We start from the raw sequence: 24,793 nt of genomic DNA, 5'->3' as shown, positions 1-24,793 counted from the left end.
AACAGCTCGGCGGCGCCGACGCCCTGGTCCGCGACGCCCTGTTCGAGCTGCGCTGGACCGAGGCACGCCAGGCCGCCCAGGCGGCGCCCGCCGCGGTCGCCGTTCTCGGTGCGGACCTCTTCGGCCTGGAGCAGGCCCTCGCCTCGCCGGACCGTACGGTGACGGTGCTGCCCGGCCTGGACGCCATCGCCGACCTACCGGACGTGGTCCTCGCGCCCGTCGCGGGTGCGGACGGCGACGAGGTCACCGACGCCGTGCACGCCCGTACCGCCCACGCCCTGGAGCTTCTGCGCACCTGGCTGGCGGAGGAGCGCTACGCCGCATCCCGGCTGGTCCTCGTCACCCGTGGCGCGGTCGCCACCGACGCCGGGCAGGCGCCGGACCCGGTGGCCGCCGCCGTCTGGGGCCTCGTACGGGCCGCACAGAGCGAGCATCCCGGCCGCTTCGCGCTGCTCGACCTCGACTCGGGCGCCGCCGAGACCGCCGCCGAGCCGCTGTCGCGCGCCCTGGCCCTGTCCGCGGACGAGCCGCAGACCGCCGTACGCGGGACCAGTGTGCTCACCGCACGGCTCGCCCGCGCCCAGGCGCCGCGGACCGCGGCGGACTGGGACCCCGAGGGCACCGTGCTCCTCACCGGGGCCACCGGCGGGCTGGGCCGCGTACTGGCCCGGCACCTGGTCGCCGAACGCGGCGTACGGCACCTGCTGCTCGCCAGCCGCCGCGGCGCCGACGCCGACGGCGCCGGAGAGCTCGTCGCCGAACTGACCGGGCTCGGCGTGCAGGTGACCATCACGGCATGTGACCTGGCCGACCGCGCCGCCGTCGACCGGCTGCTGGCCGGCGTGCCCGACGCGCACCCCGTCACCGCCGTCGTGCACAGCGCCGGAACCCTCGACGACGGTGTGATCGAATCGCTCACCCCCGAGCGGATCAGCGCGGTGCTGCGGCCCAAGGCCGACGCCGTATGGCACCTCCACGAGGCCACCCGCGGCCTGGACCTGGCCGCCTTCGTCGTCTTCTCCTCCCTGTCCGGCACCGTGGGCGCCGCGGGCCAGGGCAACTACGCCGCCGCCAACGCCTTCCTCGACGCGCTCGCCCAGCTGCGCCGCACCCAGGGCCTGCCGGGCCTCTCCCTGGCCTGGGGCCCGTGGGCGCCCACCGCCGGCATGACCGGCGGCCTCACGGACGACGACCTCGACCGGCTGGCCCGGATGGGCACCCCCGCCCTCACCGAGGACCAGGGCATCGCCCTGTTCGACGCGGCCACCGCCACGGACACCGCCGTCCTGCTGCCGACCCGGCTCGACCTGTCCGTGCTGCGCCTCCAGGACCAGCTGCCGCCGCTGTGGCGCGGCCTGATCCGCACCCCGGCCCGCCGCGCGGTGGTCTCGGGCTCGGAGGCCGCCGTCACCCTCGTACAGCGGCTGTCCCGGCTGCCCGAGACCGACCGCCGCGAGGTCGTGCTCGACCTGGTCGCCGGTCAGGTGGCCGGTGTCCTCGGCCACGCCGGCACCGCCGACATCGACGCGCGGCGCCCGCTGCGGGAGCTGGGCTTCGACTCGCTGACCGCCGTGGAACTCCGTAACCGGCTCAGCGCCGCCACCGGCCTGCGCACCGCCGCGACGGTCATCTTCGACCACCCGACCGTCGACGCCCTCGCCACCCACATCCTCGACGGCCTGATGGGCTCCGAAGCCGCCGCCGCGGTCCGGGCACCCCGTGCCGCCACCGACGACGACCCCATCGTCATCGTCGGCATGAGCTGCCGCTACCCGGGCGGCGTCGCCTCGCCCGAGGACCTGTGGCGGCTGGTCAGCGAGGGCACCGACGCCATCTCGGGGCTGCCCGCCGACCGCGGCTGGGACCTGGACGCGCTCTACGACCCGGACCCGGACCGGACCGGGACCTCGTACTCCCGCTTCGGCGGATTCCTGCACGACGCCGCCGACTTCGACCCCGCCTTCTTCGGCATGAGCCCCCGTGAGGCGCTGGCCACCGACTCCCAGCAGCGGCTGCTCCTCGAAGCGTCCTGGGAGGCCGTCGAGCGGGCGGGCATCGACCCGGTGTCCCTGCGCGGCAGCCAGACCGGCGTGTTCGCGGGCGTCATGTACAACGACTACGGCGCGGTGCTGGCCGGCGGGCAGTTCGAGGGCCACCAGGGCAGCGGCACCGCCCCGAGCGTTGCCTCCGGCCGCATCTCGTACACCCTCGGCCTCGAAGGCCCCGCCGTCACCGTCGACACCGCGTGCTCGTCGTCGCTGGTCGCCATGCACTGGGCGATGCAGGCGCTCCGCGCAGGGGAGTGCTCGCTCGCGCTGGCCGGCGGTGTCACGGTCATGTCGACGCCGGGCGCCCTCATCGAGTTCTCCCGGCAGCGCGGCCTGTCCCCGGACGGCCGCTGCAAGGCGTTCTCCGACGGCGCCGACGGCGTCGGCTGGTCCGAGGGCGTGGGCGTCCTCGTCCTGGAACGGCAGTCCGACGCCCGCCGCAACGGCCACCGCATCCTGGCCGTCGTACGGGGCTCCGCCGTCAACCAGGACGGTGCCTCCAACGGCCTGACCGCGCCCAACGGCCCCTCCCAGCAGCGCGTCATCCGGCAGGCGCTGGCCGCCGCCGGCCTGACCGCCGCGGACATCGACGCCGTGGAGGGCCACGGCACCGGCACCACCCTGGGCGACCCCATCGAGGCGCAGGCCCTGCTCGCCGCCTACGGCCAGGACCGCGACCCCGGGAGCCCGCTACTGCTGGGCTCGGTGAAGTCCAACATCGGCCACACCCAGGCCGCCGCCGGTGTCGCCGGTGTCATCAAGATGGTCATGGCCATGGAGCACGGCGTACTGCCCCGTACGCTGCACGCCGACGAGCCGTCCTCGCACGTGGAGTGGGACTCCGGCGCGGTGCGCCTGCTCACCGAGGAAACCCCCTGGCCGCAGGCCGACCGGCCGCGCCGCGCCGCCGTCTCCTCCTTCGGCTTCAGCGGCACCAACGCGCACCTCATCGTCGAGCAGCCCCCGGCCGCCACCGAGCAGCGCGAACAGCCCGCACTCAGCCCGGCCGTGCTGCCGTGGACGCTGTCCGGCAAGAGTCGGGCCGCGCTGCGGGACCAAGCCGCCCGCCTGCTCTCCTTCCTCGACGAGCGCCCCGCCCTCGACCCGGCCGACATCGCGCTCTCCCTCGCCACCACCCGCTCGGCCTTCGACCAGCGCGCCGTCGTCACCGGCGACCGCGACGAACTGCTGCGCGCGCTGGCGAACCTGGCCGCCGACCGCCCCGACTCCGCGCTCACCGAGGGCGAGACCGGCGGTGCGGGCAAGCTGGCCGTGCTGTTCTCCGGACAGGGCAGCCAGCGCCCCGGAGCGGGCCGGGAACTCGCCGCCCGCTTCCCCGCGTTCGACCGCGCCCTGGACGAGGTGGCCGCCGCCCTCGAACCGCACCTGGACCGCCCCCTCAAGGACGTCCTGTTCGCCCCGGAGGGCAGCCCCGAGGCGGAGCTGCTGGACCGCACCGAGTGGACCCAGCCCGCCCTGTTCGCCTTCCAGGTCGCGCTCCACCGGCTGCTGGGCACCTGGGGGATACGCCCCGACATCCTGATGGGCCACTCCGTCGGCGAGATCGCCGCCGCGCACGTCGCGGGCGTCCTCTCGCTGCCCGACGCGGCCCGCCTGGCCGCCGCGCGGGGACGGCTGATGCAGGAGCTGCCCGCAGGCGGCGCGATGATCTCCCTGGAGGCCACCGAGGACGAGACCGCGCCGCTGCTCGCCGGGCGCGAGCACGAGGTGTCGCTCGCCGCCGTCAACGGCTCCCGCTCCGTCGTCGTCGCGGGCGACGAGGCCGCCGCCGAGGAGATCGCCGCCCACTTCAAGGCGCAGGGCCGCAAGACCAAGCGCCTGAAGGTCAGCCACGCCTTCCACTCGCCCCTCATGGAGCCCGTCCTCGACGGCCTCCGCGAGGTCGCCGCGCAGCTCACCTACGGTACGCCGGAGGTGACCATCGTCTCCGGGCTGACCGGACGGCCGGTCACCGACGACGAACTGCGCTCCCCGGACTACTGGGCCGCACACGCACGCGGCACCGTCCGCTTCGCCGACACCGTGCGCGCCGCGCACGCCCGCGGCGCCGGCACCTTCCTCGAACTCGGCCCCGACAGCACCCTGTCCGCCCCCGCGCAGGACGCCCTGGGCGACGAAGCGGACGCCGACTTCCTCCCGCTGCTGCGCGCCGGCCGCGGCGAGGAGCGCTGCGCCGCCACCGCGCTGGCCCGCCTGCACGTACGCGGTACGGCCGTCGACTGGCCCGCGTACCTCGCCGGCACCGGAGCCCGTACGGTCGGCCTGCCCACCTACGCCTTCCAGCACGAGCGCTACTGGCCCGAACCGGCCCCGGCCCGCCCCGCGCAGGCCGCTGCCGACCCGGCGGACGCCGAACTGTGGGGCTCCGTCGAGCGCGGCGACGCCGCCGGACTGGCAAGCCTCCTGGGGCTGCGCGACGAACAGCACGCCTCCCTGTACGCACTGCTGCCCGCACTGTCCTCCTGGCGCCAGCAGCGGCACGAGAAGGCGCTGCTGGACTCCACCCGCTACCGGGTCGCCTGGCGGCCCGTACGGGCGGCCGCCGCGCCCGTGCTCGAAGGCACCTGGCTGCTCGTCACCGCCGACGGCATCGACAGCGACGAGATCCTGGAGGCGCTGCGCGGCCACGGCGCCCAGTTCGAAACCCTCGTCCTGGACGCCGACGCCTGCCGCGACCGCGCGGAACTCGCCGCCCGGCTCGACGCCGTACGCACGCAGGAGCGCGCCTTCTCCGGCATCCTGTCCCTGCTCCCGCTGGCCGACGGCCCCGGGTGCCGGCCGAACGCCGAACTCCCGGCCGGGCTCGCGCTCAGCCTCGTACTGACCCAGGCGCTCACCGACACCCCGCTCGACGCGCCCCTGTGGACCCTGACCCGCGGCGCGGTCACCACCGGCGCGGACGACCCGCTCACCAACCCCCTCCAGGCAGCGGTCTGGGGCCTGGGGCGCGTCGCCGCCCTGGAGCACCCGCAGCTGTGGAGCGGCCTGATCGACCTGCCGGCCACCCTCGACGCCCCCACTACCCAGCACCTCGTCAGCGCGCTGGCCGCGCAGGGCGGCGAGGACCAGCTCGCGATCCGCGCCACCGGGGCGCTCGGCCGCCGCCTGGCGCGCCACCCGCAGGCCGAACTGCCCGCGGCCGACGCGTTCACCGCGCGCGGCACCGTGCTCGTCACCGGCGGTACGGGAGCCCTGGGCGCCGAGGCGGCGCGCTGGCTCGCCCGCAGCGGCGCCGACCACCTCGTCCTTACGAGCCGCCGCGGCCCCGACGCTCCCGGCGCGGCCGAACTGGCTGCCGAGATCCAGGAGCTGGGCGCCGAGGTCACCATCGCGGCCTGCGACACCGCCGACCGCGACGCGCTCGCCGCCGTCCTGGCCTCCGTACCCGCCGAGCATCCGCTGACCGGCGTGGTGCACGCGGCCGGCATCGGCCAGAACGCCGCCCTCGCCGACACCCCGCTGGACGAGGCCGCGGCGGCGATGGCCGCCAAGATGCTCGGCGCGGCCCACCTCGACAGCCTCCTGGACGGCCACGACCTGGACTTCTTCGTCCTCGTCTCCTCGATCGCCGGTGTGTGGGGGAGCGCCGGGCAAAGCGCCTACAGCGCCGCCAACGCCTACCTCGACGCCCTCGCCGAGCACCGCGCGGCCCGCGGCCTGCCCGCCACCTCCGTCGCCTGGGGCCCGTGGGCCGAGGCCGGCATGGCCACCCACGAGGCCGTCACCGAGGACCTGCGCAGGCGCGGACTGCGCTTCCTCGTGCCCGCGACCGCCATGACCGAACTGCGGCGCGCCGTCGTCCACCGCGACGTCACGGTCACGGTCGCCGACATCGACTGGGAGCGCTACCACCCCGTCTTCACCTCCACCCGCCGCAACGTCTTCTTCGACGAACTCGGCGAGGTCCAGGCCCTGGTGCGCGCCGAGAACGACGTCGAGAGCGCCGCGCCGGAGTTCGCCGCCCGCCTCAGGGGCCTGGCCGAGGACGAGCAGGAACGGCTGCTGGCCGACCTGGTGCGCGCCGAGGCGGCCGTCGCCCTCGGCCACGACTCCGCGGACGCCATCCCGGAGCGGCGGGCCTTCCGCGACGCCGGTTTCGACTCGCTGACCGCCGTCGAACTGCGCAAGCGGCTGGCCGCCCTCACCGGCCTCAACCTGCCCGCCACCCTCGTCTTCGACTACCCGACGCCCACCGTCCTCGCCCGCCACCTGCGCGAGGAGATCCTGGGCACCGGCGGCGCGCAGACCGCGGCCGTGGCGTCGGCTGTGTCGTCGTCCGGCGGCTTCGACGAGCCCATCGCCATCGTCGGCATGAGCTGCCGCTTCCCCGGCGGCGTCCGCTCCCCGCGGCAGTTCTGGGAGCTGATCTCCGACGGCGTCGACGCGATCAGCGACTTCCCCGTCAACCGCGGCTGGGACACCGGCCTCCACCACCCCGACCCGGACCACCCCGGCACCACCTACTCCAGCCAGGGCGGCTTCCTGCACGACGCGGGCGAGTTCGACGCCTCCTTCTTCGGCATCTCGCCGCGCGAGGCGCTGTCGATGGACCCCCAGCAGCGGCTGCTGCTGGAAACCACCTGGGAGGCGTTCGAGTACGCCGGGATCGACCCCACCACCGTCCACGGCAGCACGACCGGCACCTTCATCGGCTCCACCTACCAGGAGTACGGACTCGGCATCGAGGACGGCTCCGCCGGCCACCTGGTGACCGGCACCAGTCCCAGCGTCCTGTCCGGCCGCCTGGCCTACCTCTTCGGCCTCGAAGGCCCGGCGGTCACCGTCGACACCGCCTGCTCCTCGTCCCTGGTCGCCCTGCACCTGGCCTGCCAGTCGCTGCGCAACGGCGAAAGCTCCCTGGCCCTGGCCGGCGGCGCGACCGTCATGACCAACCCCAACCCGTTCGTCGCCTTCAGCCGCCAGCGGGCCCTGGCCGGTGACGGCCGCTGCAAGGCGTTCGCCGACGGCGCCGACGGCATGACCCTCGCCGAGGGCGTCGGCATCCTCGTACTGGAGCGTCTGTCGGACGCCCAGCGCAACGGGCACGACATCCTCGCCGTCGTGCGCGGCTCCGCCATCAACCAGGACGGCGCCTCCAACGGCCTGTCCGCCCCCAACGGCCCCTCCCAGCAGCGCGTCATCCGCCAGGCCCTGGCCAACTCGGGGCTCGACCCGGCGGACATCGACGCCGTCGAGGCCCACGGCACCGGCACCGCCCTCGGCGACCCGATCGAGGCGCAGGCCCTGCAGGCCACGTACGGCCGGGACCGCGACCCCGAGCGCCCGCTGCTGCTCGGCTCCGTCAAGACCAACATCGGGCACACCCAGTCGGCGGCCGGTGTCGCCGGCGTCATCAAGATGGTGATGGCCCTGCGTGAGGGAACGCTGCCGCGCACCCTGCACGCGGGCACCCCTTCCGGCCACATCGACTGGACGCCCGGCACCCTCGCCCTGCTGAACGAGCCCGCCGAGTGGTCCGAGGGCGAGCGCCCGCGCCGCTGCGCGGTCTCCTCCTTCGGCATCAGCGGGACCAACGCCCACACCATCCTCGAAGAGGCCCCCCGCCCGCAGGAGACGGCTCCCGCCGAGCCGGTGCCCCCGGCCGGTGACGCCGTGCCCTGGGTGCTGTCCGCCCGTACCCCGGGCGCACTGCGCGCCCAGGCGGCCAGACTCGCCGCCCACCTCGACGGCGAGCAGGCACCCGGCGCGCTGGACATCGCCCACAGCCTGGTGGCCTCGCGCACGCTCTTCGACCACCGCGCCGTCGTCGTCGGCACCGACGACGCCACCCGGCGGGCCGCCCTGGACGCCCTCGCCACCGGCGGCTCCGCGCCCGGCGTCGTGCAGGGCACGGCCGACACCGACGGCAAGACCGTCTTCGTCTTCCCCGGCCAGGGCTCCCAGTGGGTCGGCATGGGCGCGCGGCTCCTGGAGGAGTCCCCGGTCTTCGCCGAGCGCCTGACCGAGTGCGCCACCGCCCTGTCGGCATTCACCGACTGGTCCCTGCTGGACGTACTGCGCCAGGCAGAGGGCGCGCCGACCCTGGACCGCGTCGACGTGGTCCAGCCCGCGTCCTTCGCCGTCATGGTCTCCCTGGCCGCGCTGTGGTCCGCCCACGGCATCACCCCCGACGCCGTGATCGGCCACTCGCAGGGCGAGATCGCCGCGGCCGCCGTCGCCGGGGCGCTGTCCCTGGAGGACGCGGCCCGCGTCGTCGCGCTGCGCAGCCAGGCCATCGCCCGCGGCCTCGCCGGCTCCGGCGGCATGATGTCGGTCCCGCTGCCCGCCGCCGAGGTCGAACAGCGCCTCGCCGCGTACGAGCACCTGTCCGTCGCCGCCGTCAACGGCCCCCGCTCCACCGTCGTCTCCGGCGCCACCGCGCCGCTGGACGCGCTCCAGGCCGAACTGGTCGGCGCCGACATCCGCGCCCGGCGCATCGCCGTGGACTACGCCTCGCACTCCGCGCAGGTCGAGATGGTGCGCGACGAGCTGCACGCCGTCCTCGCGCCGGTCCGCCCGCGCCCGGCCGAGGTGCCCTTCTTCTCCACCGTCACCGGCGACTGGCTCGACACCACCGCCATGGACGGCGACTACTGGTACACCAACCTGCGCCGGACCGTCCGCTTCCAGCACGGCATCGGTGCACTCCTCGCCCAGGGCCACCGCTTCTTCATCGAGGTCAGCTCCCACCCGGTGCTGTCCATCGGCGTCCAGGAGACCGTAGAGGAAGCCGGCGGCACGGCCGCGGTGCTCGGCACGCTCCGGCGCGACACCGGCGGCACCGACCGCTTCCTGACCTCGCTCGCCGAGGCTTTCGTACGGGGCGCCGGCGCCGACTGGACCGCCGTCCTCGCGGACACCGGCGCCCGCCGCGTGCCGCTGCCCACCTACGCCTTCCAGCGTGAACACCTGTGGGCGATCCCCGAACGGGCCGGGGCCAGGGCCGAAACGGACCCCGCCGACGCGGAGTTCTGGACGGCCGTCGAGCAGGAGGACGTCGATGCCCTCGCCTCCAGCCTGCGTCTCGACCAGGCCGCCCTGGCCCCGGTTCTCCCCGCCCTCTCGCACTGGCGCAAGCACCGCCGCGACCTGTCCACCGTCGACTCCTGGCGCTACCACGCCACCTGGAAGCCGCTGACCAGCCTGCCCACGGCCACCCTGACCGGCAGCTGGCTCGTCGTCGCCCCCGAAGGGACCGACACCGACGGCCTCACCGCCGTCCTCGCCGCCCACGGCGCCGAGCCGCGCACCCTCGTCCTGGACGACGCCTGCGCCGACCGCGCGGTCCTGGCCGAGCGCCTGACCGGCCTCGGCGACGCGGCCGGTCCGACAGGTGTGGTGTCGCTGCTGGCCGAGGCCGAGGAGCAGAGTGCGGCGCACCCGGCGCTCACCCGCGGCATCGCCCTGACCCTCGCGCTCGTCCAGGCACTCGGCGACGCCGGGATCGACGCACCCCTGTGGTGCCTGACCCGCGGCGCCGTCTCCACCGGCCGCGCCGACCGGCTGACCCGCCCCGGACAGGCCCAGATCCTCGGCCTCGGCTGGACCGCCGCCCTCGAACACCCGCAGCGCTGGGGTGGCCTGGTCGACCTGCCCGAACAGCTCGACCAGCGGGCCGGCGAGCGCCTGGCCGCCGTCCTGTCCGGCCGTACGGGTGAGGACCAGCTCGCCGTGCGCGCCTCGGGCGTCCTCGCCCGCCGCGTCGTACGCGCCACCCCCGCGGACGCCACCCCGGCCCGGCCCTGGACGCCGCGCGGCACCACCCTCGTCACCGGCGGCACCGGCACCCTCGCCCCGCACCTGGCCCGCTGGCTCGCCGGGCAGGGTGCCGAGCACGTCGTCCTCACCAGCCGCCGCGGCCCGGACGCACCCGGCATGGACGAACTCGTCCGGGAACTCGCCGAGCTGGGCTGCGAGGCCGGTGTCGTCGCCTGCGACCTGACCGACCGCGACGCGGTCGCGCGGATGCTCGACGGGCTGGCGGCCGAGGGCCGTACCGTACGCACCGTCGTGCACACCGCCGTCACCATCGAGCTGGCGACGCTGGAGGAGACCACCCACGAAGCGTTCGCGAAGGTCATCGACGCCAAGGTCACCGGCGCCCGGCACCTGGACGAACTGCTCGGCGACGACCTCGACGCCTTCGTGCTCTACTCCTCCACCGCCGGCATGTGGGGCAGCGGCGCGCACGCCGCCTACGTCGCCGGCAACGCCTACCTGAACGCCCTGGCGGAGCACCGCCGCGCCCGCGGCGCCCATGCCACCGCCGTCTCCTGGGGCATCTGGGCCGACGACCTCAAGCTCGGCCGCGTCGACCCAGCCCAGATCCGCCGCAGCGGACTGGTCTTCATGGACCCGCAGCTGGCCCTCACCGGCCTGCGGCAGGCCCTGGACGGCGACGAGACGGTGCTGGCCGTCGCGGACGTGGACTGGGAGCGCTACCACCCCGTCTTCACCGCCGCCCGGCCCACCCGGCTCTTCGAGGACGTGCCCGAGGTGCAGCGGCTCGAAGAGGACACCACCGAGACCGCGGACACCGGCAGCGAGTTCGCCACCCGGCTCCTCGGGCTGGCCCCCGTCGAGCAGGACCGGCTCCTGCTGGACCTGGTGCGCACCGAGGCGGCCACCGCGCTCGGCCACGCCTCACCCGACGTGCTCTCCGAACAGCGTGCCTTCCGCGATGTCGGCTTCGACTCGCTGACCGCCGTCGACCTGCGCAACCGGATCGCCCATGTGACCGGGCTCGCCCTGCCGAGCACCATGGTCTTCGACTACCCCAACCCGCTCGCCCTCGTCGCCTTCCTGCGCGAGTCGCTCGCCGGGTCCGCCACCGGCACCACCGCCACGGCCACCGGCACCGCCACCGCCGCGGACGACGAGCCCATCGCCATCATCGGCATGAGCTGCCGCTACCCCGGCGGCATCGGCTCGCCGGAAGACCTGTGGCGCCTGGTCGCCGAGGGCGGCGACGCCACCGGCGAGTTCCCCACCAACCGCGGCTGGGACGCCGAGGGCCTGTACGACCCCGACCCCGACCGGGCCGGGCACACCTACTCGACCCGGGGCGGCTTCCTCCACGAAGCCACCGACTTCGACGCCTCCTTCTTCGGCATCTCGCCCCGCGAGGCCCTGGCCATGGACCCCCAGCAGCGCCTGCTGCTGGAGACCTCCTGGGAGGCCATGGAGCGCGCCGGGATCGACCCCGCCGCCCTGCGAGGCAGCAGCACCGGTACGTTCATCGGCGCCAGCTACCAGGACTACGGCGCCGGCGCCGGCAGCCCGGAGAACGCCGAGGGCCACCTGATCACCGGCACCATCTCCAGCGTCCTGTCCGGCCGCCTCTCCTACACCTACGGCTTCGAGGGCCCGGCCGTCTCCCTGGACACCGCCTGCTCCTCGTCCCTGGTCGCGCTGCACCTGGCCTGCCAGTCGCTGCGCAACGGCGAGAGCACCCTGGCCCTCGCGGGCGGCGTCAGCATCATGTCCACGCCCGGTGCCTTCGTCGGCTTCAGCCGGCAGCGCGCGATGGCCGCCGACGGCCGCTGCAAGGCGTACTCCGACCAGGCCGACGGCATGAGCCTGGCCGAAGGCGTCGGCCTGGTCCTCGTCGAACGGCTCTCCGACGCCCGCCGCAACGGACACCAGGTCCTCGCCGTCATCCGTGGCTCCGCCGTCAACCAGGACGGCGCCTCCAACGGCCTGACCGCGCCCAACGGCCCGTCCCAGCAGCGCGTCATCCGCCAGGCCCTGGCCAACGCCAAGGTGGACCCGGACGGCATCGACGTGGTGGACGGCCACGGCACCGGCACCGCCCTCGGCGACCCCATCGAGGCACAGGCCCTGCTCGCCACGTACGGCCAGGGCCGCGACCCCGAGCACCCGCTGCTCCTGGGCTCCGTGAAGTCCAACATCGGGCACACCCAGATGGCGTCCGGCGTGGCCAGCGTCATCAAGATGGTCATGGCCATGCGCCACGGCGCCGTGCCGCGGAGCCTGCACATCGACCGGCCCTCCTCGCACGTGGACTGGAGCTCCGGCGCCATCCGCCTGCTCACCGAGCCGCTCGACTGGCCGGACACCGGCCACCCGCGCCGCGCGGGCGTCTCCTCCTTCGGACTCAGCGGCACCAACGTCCACACCATCCTCGAACAGGCCCCGCAGGAGCCGGCCGAGGACGCCACCGGCACCGCGCCGGTCCGCCCGGCCGAGCCCGCTCCCGTACCGCTGGTCCTGTCCGGACGCACCGAGGCGGGCCTGCGCGCCCAGGCCGGACGGCTGCTGTCGCACCTCGCCGACCACCCCGGCCTGCCGCTCACCGACCTCGCGTTCTCCCTCGCCACCTCCCGCTCCGCCCTGGAGCACCGCGCGGCCGTCGTCACCGACGACCCCGACGCCCTCATCCGGGCCCTGACCGCGCTGCGCGACGCGGACGCCGACGGCGCGCTGCTCACCGGCAGCCCGGACCGCGGCCGGCTGGCCTTCCTCTTCACGGGCCAGGGCAGCCAGCGCCCCGGCATGGGACGCGAGCTCTACGACACCCACCCCGTCTACGCCCAGGCCCTGGACGCCGTACTGGCCCGCTTCGACCTCGAACTCGACCGCCCGCTGCGGGACATCCTGTTCGCGGAACCGGGCACGCCCGAGGCCGACCTGCTGGACGACACCGGCTACACCCAGCCCGCCCTGTTCGCCCTCGAAGTGGCCCTGTTCCGCCTCGCCGAGTCCTGGGGCCTGCGCCCCGACTACGTCGCGGGCCACTCCATCGGCGAGTTCGCCGCCGCGCACGCCGCCGGGGTCCTCTCCCTGGAGGACGCCTGCACCCTCGTCGCGGCCCGTGGCCGCCTGATGGCGGCCCTGCCCCCGGGCGGCGCCATGGCGTCCGTCGAGGCCACCGAGGACGAGGTGGCCGCCGTGCTCACCGCGTACGAGGGACGGGCCGCGATCGCCGCCGTCAACACCCCGGGCTCGCTGACCGTCTCGGGCGACGAGGACGCGGTCCTCGCCGTGGCGGCGCACTTCAAGGAGCTCGGCCGCCGCACCAAGCGGCTGCGCGTCAGCCACGCCTTCCACTCGCCGCACATGGACCCGATGCTCGCGGACTTCGCCCGCGCCGTCGGCTCCGTCACCTGCCACGCGCCCACCGTGCCGCTGGTGTCCACCGTCACCGGCGCCCTCCTCACGCATGAGGAACTGGCCGCGCCGGAGTACTGGACCGGGCAGGTCCGCGGCACGGTCCGCTTCGCCGACGCCGTACGGCACCTCACCGAGCACGGCGTGACGACCTTCTTCGAGCTGGGCCCCGACGCCGTACTCAGCGGCGCGGTGCGCGAAGGCACCGGTGAGCAGGACCGGGCCACCGCCGTACCGGCGCTGCGCCGCGACCGGCCGGAGGCCCCGGCGCTGACCACGGCGCTGGCCCGGCTCCACCTCCACGGGGTACGGGTCGACTGGGAGGCCGTGTTCGCGGGCAGCGGTGCCCGCCGGATCGACCTGCCCACCTACCCCTTCCAGCGCGAACGCTTCTGGCCCGAGGCGACCGCCGGAACAGCCGCACCCGCCCACCCCGCCGACGAGGCGGACGCGGAGTTCTGGTCGGCCGTGGAGCGCGCGGACCTCGCGTCCCTCGGCTCCTCGCTGGACCTGGACGACGACACCCTCACCGCCGTCGTGCCCGCCCTCTCCTCCTGGCGGCGCAAGAGCCGGGAGCGCTCCACCGTCGACGGCTGGCGCTACCGGACCACCTGGAAGGCCCTGACCGGCCCGGCCGCCGGCGGACGCCCGTCCGGCACCTGGCTGGTGCTCGTGCCGGCCGACGGGGCGGGGGAGTGGACCGAGGCGGTCATCGGCGCCCTGGGCACCGATGCCGTACGGATCGACATCACCGCACCGCAGCGCCGGGACCTGGCCCGGCGGGTGCGCGAACTGTCCGCCGAACACGGCGGATTCGCGGGTGTCCTGTCCCTGCCGGCAACAGCCGGCGAAGGCGACGCGGACACCGCGACCGAGGGCCTGCTGCTGACGGCGACCGCCGTCCAGGCCCTGGGACACGCCGGAATCGATGCGCCGCTGTGGTGCGTGACCCGCACCGCCGTGGCCGTCGACCGCGCCGAACACCCGGCCCGCCCCGCCCAGGCCGCCGTCTGGGGCCTGGGCAGGGTGGCCGCGCTGGAGCACCCGCAGCGCTGGGGCGGTCTCATCGACCTCCCGGACGAGCTGGACAGCACCACCCTGCGCCGCCTGGCCACCGTCCTCGCCGACAGCGGCGGCGAGGACCAGATCGCCGTCCGCACCACCGCGGCCTTCGCCCGCCGCCTGGCGCACCACCGCGTCACGCCGGACTCCGGGGCGGGCACGTTCAGCCCCACCGGTACGGTGCTCGTCACCGGCGGCACCGGCGCCCTCGGCGGACACGTCGCCCGCTGGCTCGCCGAAGCGGGCGCGCAGCACCTGCTGCTGGTCAGCCGCCGCGGGGCCGACGCGCCCGGCGCGGGCGAACTGGCCGCACAGATCGAGGACACGGGCGTACGGGTCACCCTCGCGGCGTGCGACATCGCCGACCGCGACGCGCTCGACGCCGTACTCGCCGCGATCCCCGAAGAGCACCCGCTCACCGCGGTCTTCCACACCGCCGGAACCGTCGACGACGGCACCCTGGACACGCTCACCCCCGAGCAGTTCACCTCCGTCCTGCACGCCAAGGTCACCGCGACCCGCACCCTGCACGAGGCCACCCGCGACCTGGACCTGAGCGCCTTCGTGCTCTTCTCCTCCGTCGCCGGCACCCTCGGCGCACCCGGCCAGGCCAACTACGCCGCGGCCAACGCCTTCCTCGACGCCTTCGCCGAACACCGCCGCGCCCACGGCCTGCCCGCGACCTCGATCGCCTGGGGCCCCTGGGCCGAGGACGGCATGGCGGCCGACGGCACCGACGTCCAGGCACGCATCCGCCGCGGCGGCTACACCCCGCTCCCGCCGCAGCTCGCCCTCACCGCCCTGCGGCAGGCGATCGAGCAGGGCGCCGCGACGCTCACCCTCGCGGACATCGACTGGCAGCGCTACGCGGAGGTGTTCACCGCGACGCGCCCCAGCCCCCTCGTCGGCGACCTGCCCGAACTGCGCCGGGCCACCGCGTCCGCCGGGGCACCGGAGGCCGCCCTGCGGGAACCGGCCCTGCGGCAGCGGCTCGCCGGACTCTCCCCGGCCGCGCGCCCGCGCTTCGTGCTGGATCTCGTACGGACCCGGGTCGCCGCGGTCCTCGGCCACAACGGCACCTCGGGCATCGGCGCCGACCGCGCCTTCAGCGACCTCGGTTTCGACTCGCTGACCACCGTCGAACTGCGCAACACCCTCACGGCCGCCACCGGCCTGAAACTGCCCGCGACCCTCGTCTACGACTACCCGACACCGACCGCCCTCGCCGACTTCCTGCTCGCCGAACTCCAGGGCGCCCTGCCCGACTCCGACCGGCTCGCCCCGGCACCGGGCGGCCGCGCCGCCGACGACGACTCGATCGCCGTCGTCGGCCTGAACTGCCGCTTCCCCGGCGGCATCCGGTCCCCCGAGGACCTCTGGCAGCTGCTCGGCCGGGGCGAGGACGCCATCTCCGGCTTCCCCGCGGACCGCGGCTGGGACCTGGACGCCCTCGCCCAGGGCGGCTCCGCGACCCTCGAAGGCGGATTCCTCGACGGCGTCGGCCTCTTCGACGCCGCGTTCTTCGGCATCTCGCCCCGCGAGGCCCTGGCCATGGACCCCCAGCAGCGCCTGCTGCTGGAGACCTCCTGGGAGGTCTTCGAACGCGCCGGCATCGACCCGGCCACCCTGCGCGGCAGCCGTACCGGCGTCTTCGTCGGCACCAACGGCCAGGACTACGCCACGGTCCTGCGCCGGAGCACCGGCAACACCGACATCCGCGGCCACGTCGCGACCGGCAACACCGCCAGCGTCCTGTCCGGCCGCCTCTCCTACGCCTTCGGCCTGGAGGGCCCGGCCGTCACCGTCGACACCGCCTGCTCCTCCGCGCTGGTCGCCCTGCACATGGCGGCGAACGCCCTGCGCAGCGGCGAGTGCACCCTCGCACTGGCCGGCGGCGTCTCGGTCATGTCGAGCCCCGACTCCTTCACCGAGTTCACGGTGCAGGGCGGGCTCGCCCCCGACGGCCGCTGCAAGCCCTTCGCCGACGCCGCCGACGGCACCAGCTGGTCCGAGGGCGTGGGCGTCCTCGTCCTGGAACGGCTCTCCGACGCCCGCCGCAACGGCCACGAGGTGTGGGGCATCGTGCGCGGCACCGCCGTCAACCAGGACGGCGCCTCCAACGGGCTGACCGCGCCCAGCGGACGGGCCCAGCAGCGCGCCATCCGCCAGGCCCTCGCCGACGCCGACCTCACCCCCGCCGACATCGATGTGGTCGAGGCCCACGGCACCGGCACCACCCTCGGCGACCCCATCGAGGCACAGGCCCTCATCACCGCCTACGGGCCGGACCGGGAGCGCCCGCTGCTGCTCGGCGCCGTCAAGTCCAACCTGGGCCACACCCAGGCCGCCGCGGGCGTCGCGGGCACCATCAAGATGCTCCTGGCCATGCGCCACGGCGTGCTGCCCAAGACCCTGCACGTCAACGCCCCGTCCTCGCACGTCGACTGGTCGGACGGCACGGTCTCGCTCGTCACCGAGGAGCAGGCGTGGCCCGAGACCGGCCACGCCCGGCGGGCCGGTGTCTCCGCCTTCGGCGTGAGCGGCACCAACGCCCACGTCATCATCGAGCAGGCACCGGAGGCGGAGGAGCCCGAGGCGGCCGAGCCCACCACGGTGCCGGGCCTGGTGCCCTGGCCGGTGTCGGCCAAGTCCGAGGCCGCGCTGGCGGCACAGATCGAGCGGGTCACGGCGCTGACCGGCCTCCGGCCCGCCGACGTGGGCCACTCCCTCGCCACCGGCCGGTCGGCGTTCACCCACCGCGCTGTCCTCGCGTCCGACGGTACGGGCGTACGGGAACTCGCCCGCGGCATCGCCCAGGAGACCGACGGCAAGCTGGCCATGCTGTTCTCGGGCCAGGGCGCGCAGCGTGCCGGGATGGGCCGCGAGCTGTACGGCCGGTTCCCGGTGTTCGCCGAGGCGCTGGACGCGGTACTGGCGCACTTCGACGCCGGGCTGCGGGACGTGATCTTCGGCGACGCGGAGGGCCTGGACGAGACCGGGTTCACGCAGCCGGCCCTGTTCGCCATCGAGGTGGCGCTGTTCCGGCTGGCCGAGTCGCTGGGTATACGCCCGGACTTCGTGGCCGGTCACTCGATCGGCGAGATCGCGGCGGCGCACGTGGCCGGGGTGTTCTCACTCGCGGACGCGTGTGCGCTGGTGGCAGCCCGCGCCCGGCTGATGCAGGCCCTCCCGGAGGGCGGCGCGATGGTGGCGATCGAGGCCACCGAGGGCGAGGTCGGGCCGCGGCTGGCCGACGGAGTGTCGATCGCGGCGCTCAACGGCCCGGAGTCGGTGGTGATCTCCGGAGCGCAGGATGCGGTCCTGCGGATCGCGGCGGAATTCGCCGACGAGGGCCGCAAGACCCCCACTCGCCGCTGATGGACCCGATGCTGGCGGACTTCCGGCAGGTGGCCGAGGGGCTGGCGTACGAGGCCCCGCGTATCCCGCTCGTGTCCAACGTGACGGGCGAACTCGCCACCGCGGAACTGGTCTGCACGCCCGGCTACTGGGTGCAGCACGTACGGGACACGGTGAGGTTCGCCGACGGTGTCCGCGCGCTGGAGGCCGAGGGCGCTTCGGTCTTCCTGGAGGTGGGCCCGGACGGGGTGCTGACGGCGATGGCCCAGCACAGCCTGGACGACGCGGCCGTGGCCGTCCCCGCCCTGCGCAAGGACCGCCCCGAAGAGACCGCGCTGCTCACCGCGCTGGCGCAGCTGTACGTCACCGGTGTCGGCATCGACTGGTCCGGCGTCTTCGACGGCACCGGCGCCCGCCGCGTGGACCTGCCCACCTACCCCTTCCAGCAGGAGTGGTTCTGGCCGGAGACCGCGCCCGCGGCGAGCCCGGCGGACGGTTCGCAGGCTCCGGTGGACGCCGAGTTCTGGGACGCGGTGGAGCGCGAGGATTTGACAGCGCTCTCCGCCGACCTCGACCTGGACGACTCCGCGCTGGGCGCCCTCGTACCAGCCCTGTCCGCCTGGCGCCGCAAGCGCGTCGAGCGCTCGACCGTCGACGGTTGGCGCTACCAGGTGACGTGGAAGCCGCTCACCGGCACCTCGGCGAGCACGCTTTCCGGGCCGTGGCTGGCGCTCGTCCCGGCGGGCGGTCCCGACGACGAGTGGACCGCGTCCGTGGTCGCGGCCCTCGGCGACGACGCCGTGAGCGTCGAGGCCGACCCGGCCGACACTCTGGAGCTGACCACCCGGCTGGCCGAACTCGCCGCACCGGGCCAGGAGTTCGCGGGAGTCGTCTCCCTCCTGGCCATCCGGACCGCCGAAGGCGTCGCTCCCGCCGGGGCGGCCTGGCCGGACACGGCGGTACAGGCACTGGCCGACGCCGGTATCGGCGCCCGCCTCTGGTACGTCACCCGTGGCGCGGTGGCGGTGGGCCGCTCGGAGACGGACGTGGACGCCGCCCAGGCGGCGGTGTGGGGAGCGGGCCGGGTCGCGGCCCTCGACCACCCCGACCACTGGGGCGGCCTCATCGACATCGCGGACGTCCTCGACCGGCGCTCGGCGGACCGGTTCCGTGCGGTGCTGTCCGGTACGGGCGGCGAGGACCAGGTGGCACTGCGGTCCTCCGGCGCCTTCGGACGCCGGCTGGTGCGGGCTACTGCCGACGCCTCGTCGGCCCCGTGGCAGCCGTCCGGCACGGTCCTGGTCGTCGGCGGCGCGTCCGGCACCGGCGGGCACTGCGCCCGCTGGCTCGCCGGACAAGGCGCCCGGCACATCCTGCTGGCCGGACCCGCCACGCCCGAGACGGACGCCCTGCCCGCCGAGCTCGACGGCCTGGGCGCCGAGCTGACGCGGGTCACCTGCGACCCGGCCGACGGCGACGCGCTGCTGACCGCCCTCACCGCACTCCCGCCCACGGCACCGCTGACCGCCGTCGTCTATGCCGACGCGGAAGCACTGTCCGGCGACGGCGAGCCGGGCGCCGCCCTGGCCACGCTGCACACGGCCGTGGAGAACCTGGCGGCCGTCGCCGAAGCGGCGGCCGGCGAACGGCCCCTGGGCGCCTTCGTCCTGTGCTCCTCGATCGCCGGTACCTGGGGTGCCGGCGGCCGGGGCGCGGAGGCGGCGGCCGGAGCCCTGCTGGACGCCCTCGCCCGGCGGTACCGCGCACGCGGACTGCGGGCCCTGTCCGTCGCCTGGGGCGCCTGGGCGGACACCACCGACGACAGCCTGGCCGCGCACCTGCGGGTCAACGGCCTGCCGGTGATGGACGCCGAACGGGCCCTGTCCGCGCTCTCCCGCTCCGCCGGTACCGACGCGGCCTCGGTGACGGTCGCCGACGTACGGTGGGACCGGTTCGCGCCGGCCTTCACCCGCAACCGGCGCGGCGCCCTGTTCACCGACCTGCCCGAGGCCAGGGCCGCGCTCGCGGAACCCGAGAACGCCGGGCAGGGCACCGCGACCGGACTCGGGTCCCAGCTCGCCGGCCGCCCGGCCGCCGAGCAGACCGAGGCGCTGCTGACCCTGATCCGCGGCGAGGTGGCCACGGTGCTCGGCTTCGCCGACGCCGACGCCGTCCCGTCCGGACCCGCCTTCAAGGACCTCGGCTTCGACTCGCTGACCGCCGTCGACCTGCGCAACCAGCTCGCCACGGCGACCGGCCTGTCCCTGCCCGCCACCCTCGTCTTCGACTACCCGACGGCCGAGGCGCTGGCCGGGCACCTGCGGACCGAGCTCTTCGGCGAGGACGGCGACGCGCTGCCCGCCGTCGGCGCGGTACGGGCGCGGGGCGCGGCCGACGACCCGGTCGTCATCGTCGGCATGAGCTGCCGCTACCCGGGCGGGGTCCGCTCGCCCGAGGACCTGTGGCAGCTGGCCGTCGGCGAGGTGGACGCCATCGGCGGCTTCCCCGTGGACCGGGGCTGGGACCTGGAGACGCTGCTGAACGGCGACCGGGACGGCCGCGGCCGGACCGCCGTCCGCGAAGGCGGCTTCCTCTACGACGTGGCCGACTTCGACCCCGGGTTCTTCGGGATCGCGCCGCGCGAGGCCATGGTGATGGACCCGCAGCAGCGCATCCTGCTGGAAGCATCCTGGGAGGCGCTGGAGCGGGCGGGCATCGACCCGGCCGGGCTGCGCGGCGGTGACACCGGCGTGTTCATCGGCGGCGGCTCGGGCGACTACCGGCCCGAGGCGGGCCAGCTGGGCCACGCGCAGACCGCGCAGTCGGCCAGCCTGCTGTCCGGCCGGGTGGCCTACCACTTCGGCCTGGAAGGCCCGACCGTCAGCGTCGACACAGCCTGCTCGTCGTCCCTGGTGGCGCTCCACCTGGCCGCCCAGGCACTGCGCAACGGCGAGTGCTCCGTCGCGCTCACCGGCGGTGTGACGGTGATGTCCAGCCCGGTGAACTTCGTCGAGTTCGGCGAGATGGGCGCCCTCGCGCCCGACGGCCGCTGCCGGGCCTTCGCCGACTCCGCGAGCGGCACCGGCTGGTCCGAGGGCGTGGGCGTCCTCGTACTGGAGCGCCTCTCGGACGCCCGCCGCAACGGCCACGAGATCCTGGCCGTACTGCGCGGCTCGGCGATCAACCAGGACGGCGCCAGCAACGGCATCACCGCGCCCAACGGCCCCTCGCAGCGCCGCGTCATCCGCCGGGCCCTGGCCGACGCCGGGCTGGCACCGGGCGACGTGGACGCGGTGGAGGCGCACGGCACCGGCACCACCCTGGGCGACCCCATCGAGGCGCAGGCGCTGCTGGCCACGTACGGGCAGGAGCGTGAACTGCCGCTGTACCTCGGGTCGCTGAAGTCCAACATCGGTCACACCCAGGCCGCCGCCGGTGTCGCCGGCGTGATCAAGATGGTGCAGGCCATGCGGCACGGCGTACTGCCCAGGACCCTGCACGTCGACGCGCCGTCGGCGCACGTGGACTGGGACTCCGGCGCCGTCGAGCTGCTGACGGAGGCGGCCGACTGGCCGCGTACGGGCCGCCCCCGGCGCGCCGGCATCTCGGCCTTCGGCGCCAGCGGCACCAACTCCCACGTGATCATCGAGCAGTTCGAGCAGCCCGAACCGGCGGCCGCCACCGGACCGGTGGAGGCCCACGGCCCGCTGCCGGTGCCCGTGTCGGCCGCCGCGCCGGAGGCACTGCGGGCCCAGGCCCGGCAGTTGCACTCCTACGTGACCGCCCGGCCCGGACTCGGCACCGCCGACCTGGCCCGCGCGCTGGCCACCACCCGCTCGGTCTTCACCCACCGCGCCGCCGTCCTCGCGGGCGACCGCGACGAACTGCTGGCCGGCCTCGCCGCGCTCGCCGACGGCCGCACCGCACCGCAGGTCGTACAGGGCGAGGCGGCGGCCCGCCGCGGCAAGCTCGCGGTGCTGTTCTCCGGCCAGGGCACCCAGCGCCTGGGCATGGGACGGGAGCTGTACGCCCGCTTCCCGGCGTTCGCCGCGGCCTTCGACGCGGTGACCGCGCACCTGGACACCGAACTGGACCGCCCCCTGCGGGACGTGCTGTCCGAGGACGCGGAGCGGCTGAACGAGACCGGCTACACCCAGCCCGCGCTGTTCGCCGTCGAGGTGGCGCTGTTCCGCCTGGTCGAGTCCTGGGGTATCCGCCCGGACTTCGCCGCCGGGCACTCGATCGGCGAGATCGCGGCGGCACACGTGGCCGGGGTCTTCTCCCTGGAGGACGCCTGCAAGGTCGTGGCCGCGCGGGCCCGGCTGATGAACGCCCTGCCGTCCGGCGGCGCCATGGTCGCCGTCCAGGCCACCGAGGAGGAGGTGACGGCCCTGCTGACCGCGGGAGTGTCGATCGCCGCGGTCAACGGGCCGCGGTCGGTGGTCCTCTCCGGCGACGAGGGCGCCGTCCTGGACATCGCGGACAAACTCACCGCCGACGGGCGCAAGACTAGGCGTTTGCGGGTCAGCCATGCATTTCACTCACTGCACATGGACGCCATCCTCGACGACTTCCGGCGGGTCACCCGCAGCGTGGACTACCACGCCCCGCGCATCCCGCTGGTGTCCAACGTCACCGGCGAGGCGGCCACCGAGGAACAGGTGTGCTCTCCGGAGTACTGGGTGCGCCACGTCCGCGAGGCCGTCCGCTTCGGCGACGGCATCCGCACCCTCGCCGAGAGCGGCGTGACCGCCTTCCTGGAGCTCGGCCCCGACGGCGGGCTGTGCGCCATGGCCCAGGACACCCTGGACGCCCTCGCGTCGCGGGCCCTGGCCGTACCGGTGCTGCGCAAGGACCGCGGCGAGCAGGAATCCGCGGTCACCGCCCTCGCCCGGCTGTACGCCGACGGAGCCGCCCCGGACTGGGACGCCCTGCTCGCCGGGACCGCCACCGGGCCCCGCCGAAACGACCTGCCCACCTACCCCTTCCAGCACCAGCGGTACTGGCCCGCCACCCTGCCGGGCGACGCTTCCGCAGCGCCGCAGGGCGAGGACGACGGCTTCTGGACGGCGGTGCGCGAGGCCGACTTCGCCTCGCTGGAGACGACGCTGAACGTCGACGGCGAAGCGCTGGCCAAGGTGCTCCCCGCCCTCGCGGACTGGCGCCGCCGGCGCGGCGAGGAGAACACCGTCGACGGCTGGCGGCAGCAGATCACCTGGCAGCCGCTGAGCCCGCAGCCCGCCCGCACCCCGGCAGGCACCTGGCTCGCCGTGCTCCCGGCCGGACACGCCGACGACCCCTGGGCCGCCGACGCCGTCACCGCGCTGGGACCGGACACCGTACGCCTGGAAGTGGCGGACCCCGACCGCGCGGCGCTCGCCGAACGGCTGCGTGCGCTGGCCGCCGACGGGTTCGCGTTCACCGGAGTGGTGTCCCTGCTTGCCCTCGCCACCACGCCCGCGCCCGGCGCGGACGCCCCCGGGGCACTGGCCCTGACCACCGCCCTGATCCAGGCGCTCGGCGACGCGGACCTCGCCGCACCCCTGTGGTGCGTCACCCGCGGCGCGGTCGCCGCCGCGCCCTGCGAGCCGGTACCCGGGCTCGCCCAGGCCGCCGTCTGGGGTCTGGGACGGGTCGCCGCGCTGGAGCACCCGCAGCGCTGGGGCGGCCTGGTCGACCTGCCCGACACCCTCGACGAGCGGTCCACGGCCCGCTTCGCCGACATCCTCGCGGCCCCCGGAGGCGAGGACCAGATCGCGGTCCGGCCCTCCGCCGCCCTCGGCCGCCGGCTGGTCCCCGTACCGGCCGGACGCGGCACGGCGGAGTGGGACCCCACCGGCACCGTCCTGATCACCGGTGGCACCGGGGCCCTGGGCGCCCACGTGGCACGCCGCCTCGCCGAGGCGGGCGCCCGGCACCTGCTGCTCCTCAGCCGCCGGGGCCCGGACGCGCCCGGAGCCGACGAACTGCGGACCGAACTCACCGCCCTGGGCGCCGAGGTCACCCTCACCGCCTGCGACGCCGCCGACCGCGACGCGCTCGCGGCAGTCCTGGCCGGCATCCCCGAGGAAGCACCGCTGACCGGCGTGATCCACACGGCGGGCGTCCTGGACGACGGTGTCCTCGACAGCCTCACCCCCGACCGCTACGAGGCTGTCTTCCACGCCAAGGCCGCCTCGGCCCTGGCCCTGCACGACCTCACCCGCGACCGGGACCTGGCCGTCTTCGCCCTGTTCTCCTCGTCCTCCGGCGCGGTCGGCAACGCCGGCCAGGCCAACTACGCCGCCGCCAACGCCTTCCTGGACGCGCTCGCCGAACAGCGCCGCGCCCAGGGCCTGGCCGCCACCTCGATCGCCTGGGGCGTGTGGGGCGGCGACGGGATGGCCGCCGGCCACCGGGCGGCGGACGTGGCCCGGCGTACCGGCATCCGCCCGCTCGACCCGGACCTCGCCGTCGTGGCGCTGCGCCGGGCCGTGCTGGACGGGCGGCCCACCGAGGTCGTCGCCGACATCGAACGCGAGCAGTTCGTCCGCTCCTTCACCGCTGTACGGCCCAGCCCGCTCCTCGGCGAGCCGGCCGCGGCCGGACACCCGGCGGCGGACGGCACCGGCGAGGACACCACCGGCGACGCGCTGCGCGAGAAGCTGACGGGCCTTTCGCCCGCCAAGCGCTCCGAAGCCGTACTGGACCTGGTGCGCACCCGGGCCGCGGCCGTACTCGGCCACCCCACGGCCGACGCGGTGGGCGCCGACCGGGCGTTCCGCGACCTCGGCTTCGACTCCCTGAGCGCCGTCGAACTGCGCAACCAGCTCGGCGCCGCGACCGGACTGAGCCTGGCCGCCACGCTCGTCTTCGACCACCCCAGCCCCGCCGGCCTGGCGGCGCACCTCCTGAGCCTGCTCGTACCCGACGCGGGGCCGGGGGAGGGGACCGGCGACGGCGACCCGGACGCGGCCGGCATCAGGGCCCTGCTCGCCTCCGTATCGCTGCACCAGCTGCGGGAGATCGGCGTACTGGAGCCCCTGATGAAGCTCGCCGCCGAACAGACCGCGGCGGCCGGTGGCCAGGCCGCCGGAGCGCCGGAGACCGACGCCTACGAGGAGTCGATCGACGCGATGGACGTCGCCGACCTGGTGCAGGCGGCACTTGACGGCAATGCCCCCGAAGAGCGCTGA

2 protein-coding genes (1 of these 2 cut by a window edge) are annotated in these 24,793 nt (G+C 75.4%); both read left to right on the top strand.

Features of this window, described 5'->3' with window-relative positions; all coding sequences use genetic code 11:
- Positions 1 to 17,639, top strand: the 3' portion of a protein-coding gene (locus ADK86_RS43460; RefSeq protein ID WP_234346139.1) for a type I polyketide synthase. The gene continues 3,616 nt to the left of window position 1, outside the view; only the last 17,639 of its 21,255 coding nucleotides appear in the window; its start codon lies beyond the left edge, outside the window; its stop codon occupies positions 17,637 to 17,639.
- Positions 17,639 to 24,793 (top strand): type I polyketide synthase, encoded by a 7,155-nt coding sequence (locus tag ADK86_RS45795; protein WP_234346137.1) that lies wholly within the window; start codon positions 17,639 to 17,641, stop codon positions 24,791 to 24,793. Before ADK86_RS43460 ends, ADK86_RS45795 begins: the two co-directional genes overlap by 1 nt.

The organism is Streptomyces sp. NRRL F-5755 (genome assembly GCF_001279365.1).
GTDB lineage: Bacteria > Actinomycetota > Actinomycetes > Streptomycetales > Streptomycetaceae > Streptomyces > Streptomyces rimosus.
The sequence above is the reverse complement of the archived record's forward strand: the minus strand, read 5'-3'. Positions and strand labels throughout refer to the sequence as shown.

Bases quoted from the DNA above. Each gene is read 5' to 3' on its own strand.
- ADK86_RS45795 (WP_234346137.1), top strand. From the start codon at position 17,639: ATGGACCCGATGCTGGCGGACTTCCGGCAGGTGGCCGAGGGGCTGGCG.